At 72.6% G+C, this 12,587-nt stretch carries 11 protein-coding genes; 6 read left to right on the top strand and 5 right to left on the bottom strand.

The window, feature by feature from the left end; translation table 11 throughout:
- Nucleotides 1-109 precede the first annotated feature (109 nt).
- Together IFT36_RS12525 and IFT36_RS12530 are read left to right on the top strand one after the other, a co-directional pair.
- Nucleotides 110-661, top strand: a complete 552-nt coding sequence (locus IFT36_RS12525) for a DUF3090 domain-containing protein (protein WP_056045550.1) — start codon at nucleotides 110-112, stop codon at nucleotides 659-661.
- Nucleotides 661-1,464, top strand: a complete 804-nt coding sequence (locus tag IFT36_RS12530) for an SCO1664 family protein (protein ID WP_200413289.1) — start codon at nucleotides 661-663, stop codon at nucleotides 1,462-1,464. The genes IFT36_RS12525 and IFT36_RS12530 overlap by 1 nt, the downstream gene beginning before the upstream one ends.
- On the opposite strand, the gene IFT36_RS12535 is transcribed toward IFT36_RS12530, so the two are convergent.
- Nucleotides 1,433-3,430, bottom strand: coding sequence for a vWA domain-containing protein (locus tag IFT36_RS12535; RefSeq protein ID WP_200413290.1), 1,998 nt, complete (start codon nucleotides 3,428-3,430; stop codon nucleotides 1,433-1,435). The genes IFT36_RS12530 and IFT36_RS12535 overlap by 32 nt on opposite strands.
- Before the next feature lie 8 nt (nucleotides 3,431-3,438).
- Nucleotides 3,439-4,824 (bottom strand): hypothetical protein, encoded by a 1,386-nt coding sequence (locus tag IFT36_RS12540; RefSeq protein ID WP_056045542.1) that lies wholly within the window; start codon nucleotides 4,822-4,824, stop codon nucleotides 3,439-3,441.
- Nucleotides 4,825-4,959: 135 nt separating this feature from the next.
- Here IFT36_RS12540 and IFT36_RS12545 point away from each other — a divergent pair, with 135 nt between their 5' ends.
- Entirely contained in the window at nucleotides 4,960-6,246 is a 1,287-nt protein-coding gene (locus tag IFT36_RS12545) for an Nramp family divalent metal transporter (protein WP_200413291.1), read from the top strand.
- Nucleotides 6,247-6,389: 143 nt separating this feature from the next.
- Here the strand turns inward: IFT36_RS12545 and IFT36_RS12550 are convergent, their stop codons facing one another.
- The 3 genes from IFT36_RS12550 to IFT36_RS16990 form a co-directional block, all read right to left on the bottom strand.
- Entirely contained in the window at nucleotides 6,390-6,968 is a 579-nt protein-coding gene (locus IFT36_RS12550; RefSeq protein WP_200413292.1) for a DinB family protein, read from the bottom strand.
- 77 nt (nucleotides 6,969-7,045) lie between these two features.
- On the bottom strand, nucleotides 7,046-8,515 hold the full coding sequence (gene cls / locus IFT36_RS12555; protein ID WP_123570150.1) for a cardiolipin synthase: 1,470 nt from the start codon (nucleotides 8,513-8,515) through the stop codon (nucleotides 7,046-7,048).
- Nucleotides 8,516-8,590: 75 nt separating this feature from the next.
- Nucleotides 8,591-9,535 carry a septum formation family protein gene (locus tag IFT36_RS16990; RefSeq protein ID WP_173150914.1) on the bottom strand — a complete coding sequence of 315 codons (945 nt, stop codon included), beginning with the start codon at nucleotides 9,533-9,535 and terminating at the stop codon, nucleotides 8,591-8,593.
- A gap of 164 nt (nucleotides 9,536-9,699) precedes the next feature.
- Here IFT36_RS16990 and IFT36_RS12565 point away from each other — a divergent pair, with 164 nt between their 5' ends.
- The 3 genes from IFT36_RS12565 to IFT36_RS12575 all read left to right on the top strand — a co-directional run.
- Nucleotides 9,700-10,839: an FAD-dependent oxidoreductase gene (locus IFT36_RS12565; RefSeq protein ID WP_200413293.1), complete on the top strand. Its 1,140-nt coding sequence runs from the start codon at nucleotides 9,700-9,702 to the stop codon at nucleotides 10,837-10,839.
- Nucleotides 10,840-10,868: 29 nt separating this feature from the next.
- Nucleotides 10,869-11,642, top strand: a complete 774-nt coding sequence (locus tag IFT36_RS12570; RefSeq protein WP_200413294.1) for an alpha/beta fold hydrolase — start codon at nucleotides 10,869-10,871, stop codon at nucleotides 11,640-11,642.
- Between the two features lie 126 nt (nucleotides 11,643-11,768).
- A partial coding sequence (locus IFT36_RS12575; RefSeq protein ID WP_200413295.1) for a hypothetical protein occupies nucleotides 11,769-12,587 on the top strand: 819 nt, incomplete at its 3' end.

Below are 12,587 nucleotides of genomic sequence, written 5' to 3' on the forward strand. Positions count from 1 at the left end.
CGCCGACGCCGCCGTCGGGGGAGGCGCGGGTCCGGCCGGCGGCGACGCCGTCGGCGACGAGCCTCCCGCGACCTGAGCGTCGGCGGCGGGGCGCTCGTAGACTCGCGGCATGCCCTCCATCGTCCACACCTTCGACTGGCCGGATCGGGTCGTCGTCGGGACCATCGGCCGTCCCGGCTCCCGCGCGTTCTACCTCCAGGCCCGTGACGGGTCGCGGGTCACGAGCGTCGGCCTCGAGAAGATGCAGTCGGCCGCCCTCGCCGAGAAGATCGACGAGATCCTCGACCAGGTGATGGCCGCCGACGGCAACCCGGTCAGCGTGCCCACCGGCATCCCGGTCGAGCTCGTCGACAACGAGCCCCTCGACCAGCCCGTCGAGCCCGAGTTCCGGGCCGGGGCGCTCAGCCTCGGCTGGGACCCGTCCACCGCCCAGGTCGTCATCGAGGCGTTCCCGCTGGTCGAGGTGGCGGACGACGCCGACGTCGACGAGGCCGAGCTCGAGCCGGACGAGGTCCTGGTCGTCCGCATCCCCGTCGGCACGGCGAGGGCGTTCGCGGCTCGGACCCTCGAGATCGTCGGGGCCGGTCGACCGCTCTGCCCCTTCTGTGGGCAGCCGATCGACCCCGAGGGCCACGTCTGCGTCCTGTCCGGCGACCTCTGATGTCCTCGGCGTCGGCCGAGGACGCTCCCCCCGAGGCGTCCGCCACCGTTCCGCCGGACGACGTCGACCTCGAGCTCACCGGTCGCATCCGCACGGCGTCGAACGCGTCGTTCCTGGCCCGCCTCGGCGACGTGTCGGTCATCTACAAGCCCGTCGCCGGCGAACGGCCGCTCTGGGACTTTCCCGACGGTCGCCTCGCCGATCGTGAGGTCGCGGCCTACCTCGTCTCCGAGGCCCTGGGTTGGGACGTCGTCCCGCGCACCTGGCTGCGCGACGGCCCGCTCGGCGAGGGCATGGTCCAGCTCTGGCAGGACGTCGACCCGGAGCAGGACGCCGTCGACCTCGTCCCGGTCGACGACCTGCCCGACGACGGGTGGCGCCTCGTGCTGGAGGGCGAGGGCGACGACGGGCCGGTCGCCCTGATCCACGAGGACACCGATGCCCTCCGCCGCATGGCCGTCTTCGACGTCGTGGTCAACAACGCCGACCGCAAGGGTGCCCACGTGCTCGCCCTGCCCGACGGACGACGGCACGGCGTGGACCACGGACTCACCTTCCACGCCGAGCACAAACTGCGCACCGTGCTCTGGGGCTGGATCGGCGATCCGCTCACCACCGACGAACTCGCCGGGGTCGAGCGCGTCCGGGCCGGTCTGTCCGGTGGCCTGGGGACGGCCCTCGCGCCGCTCGTGACGTCGGACGAACTCGAGGCGCTCGACGACCGCTGCGCCCGCCTGCTCGCGTCCTCCGTCTTCCCCGAGCCGCACGGCCCTATGCCGGCGGTTCCGTGGCCCGTGTTCTGACGTACGACCCGACGACGGCCGCTCCGAGGTCGTCCAGGTCGGGGGCGGTCACCGTGCCGTCGACCCGCCGCGCCATCCCGTCGACGAAGCGGGCGAGCCCCGGGTCGTCGCCGAGCCGGAAGAACGTCGTGCGCGCGCCCAGGCGGCGGGCCACGTCGAGTTGCTCCACGGCGCGCAGGATCGTCACGGGGTGCGGCGGGTAGTCGAAGAAGACCTCGCCGCCGGGCTCGAGGTGGGAGGTCGGCTCACCGTCGGTGACGATCAGCAGCACGGGCTGCGCGGTCGGGTGCTTGCGGAAGTGCCGGTTCGCCAGCAGAAGGGCGTGGTGGAGGTTCGTCCCCTTGTCCCACTTCGCGTCGAGGGCGACGAGCTGCTCGATCGGCATGACCTCGGAGTGCCGGCCGAACCCGATGAGCTGCAGGTCGTCGCCGCGGAAGCGCGACGTGATCAGGGTGTGCAGGGCGAGGGCCGTGCGCTTCATCGGCACCCAGCGGTCCTCCATCGCCATCGAGAACGACGTGTCGACGAGCAGGGCGACGCAGGCCTGCGTCCGGGCGTCGGTCTCGTGCACCTCGACGTCGCCGATCTCGATCCGCACCCCGCCGTCGGTCCGGCCGCCCCCGGCGGCGGTCCGCGTGATCGCGTTCGTGATCGTCCGGGTGACGTCCCAAGGCTCGGTGTCGCCGAACGCCCATTCGCGACTCGCGCCGGAGCGGTCGCCGAGGCCTCCCGCGGACCGCAACTCGCGCCTCCCCGCTCGTCCCGACATCTTCGCCGCGACGTCGCGCAGCAGGTCCTTGCCGAGCTGCCTCATGGCCCGGGGCGTCAGGGCCAGCGTGCCGTCGGCCCGACGGCGGAGGGCACCCGAGTCACGGAGGGCCTTCTCGAGCCGCCGCAGGGCCGCGGCGTCGACGGCGGCCTGCTCGCCCAGTTGCCGGCGCAGGGCGTCGAGGTCGACGTCGTCGAGCGACGATCCGTGCGACTGCTGGGCGAGCTGTTCCGCGAGCGAGTCGAGGTCCGCGAGGTCCTGGAAGACCCCCGTGCCGTCCCCGAGCCCGAGGCCCTGTTCGCCGTCCATGCCCTCGGAGCCGCTCCAGTCCTGCCCCGGTCTCAGGGCACGCAGGGTGCCGTCGAGCCGTTCGAGGGACTGCATCAGGTCGGGGGAGCCGAAGGCCTGCTGGGCCAGGGCGTCCAGCTCGGCCCGTTGCTCGGCCGTCATCGAGTTGCGGAGACGCTGGGCGGCGGCCGCACGAGCGGCCAGGGCGTCGATCAACGCGTCGACGTCGCCCGGTTGCTCGGGGAACGACGCCCCGTGCTTCGCCATGAAGTCGTCGAACTGCTCCGGGGTGTCGTCACCACGGGCGTGGGCGGCGAGCAGGTCGTCGAGGTCGCGCAGCATCTCGGCCACGGCCTCGCGGTCGGCGTCCGAGGCGTTCTCGAGGGCGGTCTTCATCCCCGCGAAGCGCTGGTCGAGCATCTCGCGACCGAGCAGGTCCTTGATCTCGTCGTAGGCGTCCTGGGCCTCCCGGCTCTGCCACCGGTACTCCGTCAGCTCGGCGACGGCGCCGGCCGGGGACGGCGGAAGGCTGTCGAGCTGGAGCTCGGCGAGCGCGCGGTCGCCGTCGTCGAGGTCGACGTCCCGGGCGAGCTGGGCGCGCTCGGCCCGCAGGGCCCGGTCGAGGAGTTCACGGACCTCGTGGAGCGTGCCGTCGAGGTGGTGGTCGCGGGTCAGGGCCCGCCGACGTTCCGCGACCCGGCGGGCGAGGTCGTCGAGACCGGTCTGGTCGCGACCACCGCGCCGGAGGAACTCGCGGAGCGCCGCCTCGGCGCTCGTGCCCGCCATGACGTCCCGTCCGACGGCGTCGAGTGCTTCGGAGAGATCGGCAGGAGGCGCGAGCGGGTCGGGCCCGTCGGCGTACCTCTGGTAGCGCGCGGCCCGGTGCAGGCGACGGTTCGCCCTAGCCACGTCGCACCTCAGAACCCGTAGGCCGCTTCACCGTCGCCGCTCTCCTTGCTCACGCGTCGGGCCAGGAAGAGGCCCTCGAGCGCCAACTCGACGGCGCCGGCCCGACCGCCGTCGGTCGTCGCGCCGAGCCGTTCGGCGACGCGGTCGTAGAGGTCGTCCTCGCCGAGCGAGGGCAGACCGGCCAGGAACTCCCGGGCGGTGACCTGCTCACCGGTGGTCACCATGACGCCCGACTCGAGGGCGTCGACGAGCCCGTCGAAGTCGAGCCCGCGGAAGTGGGCACGGACGGTCTCGGCGGTGGACGTCCGCAGCAGGTGCTCGAGGACCTCCTCGGCACGGTCCTCTTCTCCGGACTCGAACTCGATCTTGCCGCCGAGCACGTCGACGGCCGTCTCGAGGTCGATCGGTCGTGCCACGGCCTCGTCCTCGCCCTGTCGGGTCGCGCGGTGCAGGGCGGCGGCCGCGATGGTCTCGGCTCCGGCGATCGCGAAGCGGGCGCTGACGCCGCTGCGCTGGTCCACCGAGGGGGACTCGCGGAGCGCGCGCGTGAAGCGCGCCAGGATCTCGACGAGGTGGTCCGGCACCTCGGCGACGAGGTCGGCCTCCTGACGGACGACCGCGACCTCGTCGGCGAGCTCGGCCGGGTAGTGCGTCCGGATCTCGGCACCGAAGCGGTCCTTGAGGGGCGTGATGATCCTCCCGCGGTTGGTGTAGTCCTCGGGGTTGGCGCTGGCCACGACGAGCACGTCGAGCGGGAGGCGGAGGACGTAACCGCGGATCTGGATGTCGCGCTCCTCCATCACGTTGAGCATCGCCACCTGGATGCGCTCGGCGAGGTCGGGCAACTCGTTGACCGCGACGATGCCGCGGTGGCCCCGGGGGATGAGCCCGAAGTGGATCGTCTCGGGATCGCCGAGGCTGCGTCCCTCGGCCACCCGCATCGGATCGACGTCGCCGATCAGGTCGGCGACGCTCGTGTCGGGCGTCGCCAGCTTCTCGACGTAGCGCTCGTCGCGTCCCCGCCAGGCGACGGGCAGGTCGTCGCCGAGCTCGGCGGCGCGACGGCGACTCTCGCTCGTGATCGGCTCGAACGGGTGCTCGCCCAGCTCGGACCCCTCGATCACGGGGGACCACTCGTCGAGCAGACCGGCGAGCGTCCTGAGCAGGCGGGTCTTGCCCTGACCGCGCTCTCCCAGCAGGACGATGTCGTGGCCCGCGATCAAGGCCCGTTCCAGCTGCGGGATGACCGTGGACCGGAAGCCGTGGAGTCCCGGCCAGGGATCACGTCCCTCGCGCAGGGCGTCGAGCAGGTTGTCTCGGATCTCGGTGCGGAGGGGCTTGGGGACGTGCCCCGAGCGCCTGAGTTCGCCGACGGTTCTCGCGGAGGGAGGCATCACCCCGGTGACGCTACGCTCCCGACCCGGACCTGGCGAGGGGCGCCTCCTGCGAGCTTGCCGAGACGTCACGATTCGACGACATCCGTCGCGCGACGGTGGTCGCCTCTCGTCGGAGCCGGTTGACTGGCCGACATGGCTGCCGACGACGACGCCCTCCGGACACCCGACCTCACGACCCCCGTCTCGACGAAGAGATGGCGCGTCATCGGCCCCGGGCTGGTGGTCGCGGCCACCGGCATCGGGGCGGGAGACCTCGTCGCCACCCTCGTCGCGGGCTCCCGCTTCGGCTACGCCCTCGCCTGGACCGTGGTCGTGGGCGTCGTCGTAAAGATCGCCCTCGTCGAGGGCGCCGGGCGCTGGTCGCTGGCCACGGGGCGGTCGATCTTCGAGGGGTGGCGATCGCTCGGGCGCTGGACGAGCGTGTACTTCGGCGTCTACGTCGTCGTCTGGGGCTTCGTCTACGGGGCCGCCGCGATGAGCTCGACCGCGCTGCCGTTGCAGGCGCTCTTCCCGGGGGTCGACCTCAAGGTGTTCGCGATCGGCGCCGGCGTGCTCGGCGGCGTCATGGTGTGGTTCGGCAAGTACTCGTTCTTCGAGAAGGTCATCGCCTTCTTCGTCGGCCTCATGTTCGTCACGGTGGTCGGCTCGGCGATCGTCACCCTGCCGAACCTCGGCGAACTCGCGGCCGGTCTCGTGCCGACCATCCCCGAGAACGGGCTGGTCGTCGCGCTCAGCGTCACCGGCGGGGTCGGCGGCACCATCACGCTCGCCGCCTACGGCTACTGGTTGCGCGAGAAGGGCTGGCACAGTCCGGGCTGGATGAAGGTCATGCGACTCGACAACGGCGTCGCCTACGTCGTGAGCGGCGTCTTCGTCCTCGCGATGCTCGTGGTCGGGGCCGAGCTCCTGTACTCCGGCGGCATCGCGTTGGCCGACGGCGAAGGGGGGCTGGTCCAGCTCGCGGCCGTCCTCGGCGAGCGCTACGGCACCTTCATGACCTGGTTCTTCCTGGTCGGGTTCTTCGCGACCTCGTTCTCGTCGATCCTCGGCGTGTGGAACGGCGTGTCCCTCATGTTCGCCGACTTCGTGGGCACCCTTCGCGGTCTCGACGCGGACGACCCCCGACGCCGCATCGGCGGCCTCTACTACCGGGTCTTCGTCGTCTGGCTCACGGTTCCTCCGATGGCGATCCTCTTCCTGGACCGGCCGATCGGCTTGATCGTGCTCTACGGGGTGCTCGGGGCGCTCTTCATGCCGTTCCTCGCGATCACCCTGCTCTGGCTGCTGAACTCGTCACGCACGCCGGCCGAGTGGCGCAGCCGGTGGGTGAGCAACTCGCTCATGGGGATCTGCGCCGTGCTCTTCGTCGTGCTGGGTGCGCAGCAGCTCGCGACCGAGGTCGGCAAGCTGTTCGCCTGACCCGCGCGTCGGCAACTCCTGGTCCCTGCGGCGGCACGTGCCGCCCGCGGGGCGGTCAGGCCGGTCTCGCGCCGGGAGGCAGGAATTGCCGACGTCACGGGTCAGGCGCACGCGGGCCCGTGGCGGACGGTGGCGCGGGGCGGTCAGTGGCCTGCGGCGCGGGCGGCGGCCTCGACGCGGTCGTGGTGTCGTCGCCATCCGTCGGCATCGCGGTCCGGCACGTTCGGGTCGGCGGGGCCGTTGCCGAGGCCGCCGTCGATCAACTCGCGGACGACGTCGGCGTGGCCGGCGTGCCGGGCGGTCTCGACGGTCAGGTGCACGAGGATCTGGTGCAGCGTGACGGCACGGCGGTCGGGTCCCCACCAGGGGACGTCACCGGGCGCGTCGAGCGGCAACGCCCGGACGGTCTCGTCGGCGTGGGCGTTCGACCGCCGCAGGAGGTCGACGACGAAGCCGCGGCTCTCGTCCGGAGTCGCCCACAGGTCGGCCTCGGGTTCGCTCTCGTCGGTCAACCACGGCGTCTCGATGCCGCTCGGTCGTCCGAAGACGTCGCCGAGGTAGCCGAGCTGCACGGTGGCGACGTGCTTGACCAGCCCGAGCAGGTTGGTGCCGCTCGGCACCAGCGGGCGACGGACGTCGTACTCCGACAGTCCGTCGAGCTTGCGCACCAGGTCGTCGCGCGAACGGGTCAGGTACCGGCTGAGGTGTTCCTTCTGGTCCATGCCGACACTCTGCCCCTCAGGGCGTCGACCGTCCACCGGCCGACCACCCCTGGCCGGGCCGCCCGGAGACGGCGGACCTACTGAACCGCCGCCGTGAGGCGCGCGACGTTGTCGAGCACCTGCAGGGGAGCGGGCCTCGTCAGCCAGCTCGCCAGGGTGATCTCGTGCGACTTCGCGCGGTAGTCCGCCTCGACCTCGCGGACCTGGTCGACGAAGCCCGCTCCGCGCACCATGAGCGACACCTCGAAGTTGAGGCTGAACGACCGCATGTCCATGTTGCTCGAGCCGATCACCGCGACGTCGTCGTCCACCGTGAAGTGCTTCGAGTGCAGGACGATCGGCTTCTCGTAGAGGAAGATCCGCACCCCGGCCCGCAGCAGCGTCTCGTAGTACGAGCGTTGCGCGTGGTAGACGAGGAACTGGTCTGCGACCTCGCAGGCGAAGAGTTGCACGTCGACCCCGCGCTCCGCCGCGGTGGTGATGGCGTAGAGCATCGACTCGTCGGGCACGAAGTAGGGGCTCGCGATGATGAGGCGTTCCTGCGCGCCGTAGACCAGGGCGTTGAACAACCGGAGGTTGTTCTCCCCGTCGAACCCGGGGCCGCTCGGCACGACCTGGCACTCGTAGGCGTCGTCGCCCCCGCGTCGTTCGACGGGCGGCTCGGCCCCGGCGTCCGTGGGCAACTCGTCCGTCTCGCTGTACCAGTCGGTGATGAAGAGTGCGTTGAGGCCGATGGCGGCGGGACCGTCGAGCCGCACCATGAGGTCCTTCCACTGCAGGCCGCGTCGGATGTTGCCGCGCTTGTTGTAGCTGGGGTCGGTCATGTTCTGAGAGCCGGTGAACGCCACGTCGCCGTCGACGACGACGATCTTGCGGTGGTTGCGCAGGTCAGGTCGGCGCCACATGCCCTTCGTGGGGTGGAACGGCAGCATCTCCTCGAAACGGATGCCGGAATCGCGGAGCCAGGTGCGCGTCACCCGGCCCTGGGGGTTGCGGATCGTGGCCCAGTGGTCGTAGAGCACCCGCACCTTGACGCCACGGTCGTGGGCACGCTTGAGCGCGTCGAAGAAGAGGAAGGTCGATTCGTCGCGCGTGAAGATGTAGAACTCGACGTGCACGTATCGTTCGGCCGCGTCGACGGCCCCGGTCATGGCCGCGATCGATCCGGCGTAGTCCGGCAGCAGCCGCGTCGTGTTGCCGGGGATGAGGGGCATGGCACCGAGCGTGCGGTTCAGCTGGACCACCGTCCCGAACCACGGCGGCTGGGTGTCGGTCGGCACGCGGTTGTCGAGACCCTGCGTGTTCTCGAGGATGAGCGAGTTGATCTCGCGCTGTTTGTCCCGCCGGTCCTTCGGCAGCTTGGTGCTGCCGAGGAGACCGTAGAGGACGCTGCCCGGGATGGGGGCGACGAAGATCGCCAACAGCCACGCCATGGCCGAACTCGGTCGCCGGTTGCGCGGCACGACCGCCACCGACACGATCCTGATGAGGATGTCGACCACCAGGATCACGGTGGGGAACGCCTTGAGGAGCTTGCGCCAGGTCATCCGCCGATCATCGCAGGTCGACGGCGGACGGGGCCGCCCCCGTTCGTGTCGCGGATTCGACCCCGGCCCCGCAGGTCAGCGACCGCTGCCCGCCAGGCTGGCCGACTCGCCCTCGGGTGCGGTCGCGAGGTAGCAGGTGACCTCGCGGTCGCCGGTGGCCCAGGTGTCCTCGGTCGGCGTGAACCAGCCGTAGTCGAGGGCCGAGTCCTCCCAGGCGGACCCGACGTAGTCGTCGAAGACCTCGAAGCACGCGTCGTCGCCGAGCTGCCCGACCTCGTCGTCGCCGGGGAACGCCTCGTCGTCCAGGACCGGTTCGGCGAACACCTCGAAGTGGTGCACCTCGCCGCAGGCGGTCACGTCGACGAACGTCTGGTACTCGTCGTCGATCCCCTCCGTCATGTCGAAGCAGTCCCCGGTGGTGAGCTCGCTCACGAGCTCGGAACCGGTCTCGATCACGCCTCCCTCGCCCCCGTTCGCCTGGTAGAGGGCGAAGCAGATCCCGCCGAAGGCGAGGACGCCCACCGCACCCAGCACGCCGAGGAGCACGCCCCGCCGTCGCCTCGGTGCCGGGGCACCCGCGACGGCACCGGACGCGAACGCCTGCGGTGCGGGCCAGGCCGTGCCCAGACGGGACGCGGGCGGGACCAGGGCGGCCCACCGTCGCACCATGGCCGAGGCCGCGTCGAGCACCACGGACGTCTCCTCGCCCACCCCGACGCCGAGGGGGTCCCGGCGCCGCTGCTCGAGGGGCGTGGGCCCCGAGGCGTCGATGCGCAGGGGCACCGCGAACCAGTGCGATCCGTCGTGCCCCAGGTCGACGAACTCGGTGGCGCCGAGCCGGACGCGCAGCATCTCGGGGTGGCCGGCTCCCGGGACCCCGACGGCGCCGGCGGGGTAGTCGCTCGGCAGGACGCGCATCTCGAGCGGACCGAACCGCTGCACGAGTCCTTCGGCCACGACGGACACGGGGGTCGCGTCCGAGGCCCCCTCGGTCGTCGTCCGGTCGTCTGGTCGGTCCACGAGTTCCCCCTGCTACTGCGCGAGCCGCGTCCCGTGGCGGCCGTCGAGGGATGTTACCGGCACGCGGCCCGGCCACAGCAGCCCCCGTCGGCGGGCCAGGGGACGGGCGTGCCACGGGGCGTGAGCCGGGGGCGCGGCCGCACTGCGCCTCCTATGCTCGGGGGATGTCGTCCGGTCAGCCGAGTCCGTCCCGCGTCGACGTCGACCTGGTCGTGGTCGGCGGCGGCGCCATGGGCCTCGCGACGGCCTGGCAGGCCGCGACGCGCGGACACGAGGTCGTGCTCGTCGAGCGCTTCGAGCAGGGGCACCACCGGGGTGCCTCCCACGGCGCGACCCGGAACCTCAACGTCGCCTACGACGACGCCGACTACGTCGCCCTCGTGCAGGAGGCGCGGCGGCGGTGGGACGCGCTGGCCGACGAGACCGGCACCCCGCTGCTCGACCTCGTCGGGGTGGTCAACCACGGTCGCCCGGCGATGCTCCGTCGGATGCGGGCCCTGCACGTCGACGCGGGCGTCCCCAGCGAACTGGTCGACGCCGCCGAGGCGGGGGAGCGGTGGAGGGGCATCCGCTTCGAGACCGAGGTGCTGCACGTGCCGGGCAGCGGTCGCATCCGGGCCGCCGAGGCCCTGACGGTCCTCGCCCGGGCGGCCGAGGCCCACGGGGCGCGACTGCGCTGGTCGACGCCGGTCACGGGCCTGCACGTCGAGGGGCCGCAGCGCGTCCGGGTCGTCACGGCCGACGACGAGATCGTCGCCCGGCGGGTCGTGGTGACGGCGGGCGCCTGGACCGAGGACGTCGTCGGGGGCCTCGTCCGCCTCCCTCGCCTCACCGTGACCCAGGAGCAACCGGCGCACTTCGCCGTGACCGACGCCGAGGCCGTGTGGCCGAGCGTCAACCACCGTCCCGACCCCGACCGACCCGGCGAGTCGTGGTGGCCGGGCGTCGTCTACGGCATGCTCACGCCGGGCGAGGGCGTCAAGGCGGGCTGGCACGGAGCCGGACCCGTCGTGCACCCCGACCGCCGGTCGTTCGAACCCGACCCCGGGCAGCTCGAGCAGCTGCGGCGGTACGCCCGCGAGTGGTTGCCCGGCGTCGACGCCGAGACCGCCGACCCGATCAGCTGCACGTACACGACCACCGACGACGAGGACTTCGTGCTCGACCGGGTCGGCCCCGTCGTGGTGGGGGCGGGGTTCTCCGGGCACGGCTTCAAGTTCACGCCTCTCGTGGGGTCGATCCTCGTCGACCTCGTCGAGGGCGGCGACGCCCCCGCGCGGTTCCGGCGGCTGGGCCGGCCGTGAGCCCGCGGAGCGCGACGACCAGGGGCACCGTGGCGGGCCTGCCCTTCGTGCGCCGGGGGCACGGCGTCCCGACGATCCTGCTGCCCGGGGTCGGCCCGGGTCGCCACCACCCCTCGACCTGGGACCGGACCCTGCTGCGGCTCGAGACGGCGCCGCTCGTCCGGCGGCTCGACCTGTGGACGCTCGGTCGTCGCCGCGGGTTGCCCGAGGGCACGACGATGGAGGACCTCGCCGACGACGTGGCCCGGGCCGCGGCCGAGATCGCGGACGGCCCGATCGACGTGGTCGGCACCTCGACGGGCGGCAGCATCGCGCTCCGACTGGCCGTCGACCACCCCGAGCTCGTCCGTCGACTGGTCCTCGTGTCCTCCGCCCACCGGCTGGGGGAGGCCGGGCGCGAGGCCCAGCGGCGCACGGCCGAGCGCCTCCGGGCCGGTGACGCGAGAGGTGCCTCGGCCGCGATGCTCGGTCAGACGACCACCGGCGTCCCGTCCTCGAACGCCCTGCGGCGCCTCGGACGGGTGGCACACCACTTCGTCGTCGGCGACCGACACGACGACCTGGTCGTGACGCTGGACGCCGAGGACTCGTTCGACGTGGGCGACCGCCTGGGCGAGGTCACGGCCCCGACGCTCGTCGTGGCCGGTGGAGCCGACGGTTTCTACCCCCTCGACCTGGTGGCGCGGACCGTCGCCGGCCTGCCGGACGCGACGCTCGCCGTGCACCCCCGCTCGGGCCACCTCGGCCTGGGCTCGCGAGGAGTGTCCCGCGAGGTGCTCGCCCACCTGACCCGCGCCTCCTGACGCTCGGGGCCTCGCGGACGCCCGGGGGTCGGCCGGGGGTCGGCCGGGGCACCCCGGACGACGAATGTGCCGGTCGGACCGGCGAGTCCGCCCGTCGCGGGGCCGTTCGTCACCTACCATCCGAGCATGGCCGACAACGTGCAGACCGCGAGCGTCGGGGGCATCGCACCCCTCGACGACGACGTCACGTTCCACCGGCGCCGTGTGACGTTCGTCGCACCCCTCGACGACACCGTCCCCGAGCCCTCCGCTCGCCCGGACCAGCAGGAGCACCACCCCGTGAACCAGACCCTCGCCCCCGAGACCTCCGAGACTGACGAGACTGACGAGGCCCCCGTCGACCGGCTCGACGACACGACCGAGCACCGTCAGGCCGAGACGCGTCAGGCCGAGACGCGCCACACCGAGGCCCGCCCCGTCGACTCCGCCACTCCCGTGGTGCCCCGTCCCGTCTCGATCCCCTCGCACCGCGCCGACGTCGTCCTCGACGACGTCGTGCCCACGGACGCCTTCGAGGCCCGCCCTGCGAGCGTGGCCCGCCACTCGGTCGACACCTCGGCGATCACCCTGCCGGTGCTCGCCGTGTCGGTGCCCGACGATCTGCCCCAGCCACCGGAGCGCATGACGCTCGACGACGAGGTGCTCGCCCGCCTGGTCGAGAAGCGCCTCGAGGACACCGCGACCATCGACCTGATGGCCGTCGTCCAGGCCCAGCTGGCCCTGCGTGAGGTCGAGGCCGCGCGCTTCGCCTCCTGGGAGGACGAGATCACCCGCGTCGGCACGGACGAGGCGGCGCGCGCCCTAGAGGCCACGCGCCTCCGGTTCACCGGGGTCCTGCCCGTCGTGACGCCCGGGGCGATCCGTCAGGCCAGGCCCGTCGTCGAGGCGGGCCACGCGCCGGACGCCGACCGTGACGCGCGCCCGGCCGCCGCCACCCCGACCTCG

Origin of the sequence: Frigoribacterium sp. CFBP 13605 (assembly GCF_014839405.1) — a bacterium.
In the GTDB taxonomy this organism is placed as follows: domain Bacteria; phylum Actinomycetota; class Actinomycetes; order Actinomycetales; family Microbacteriaceae; genus Frigoribacterium.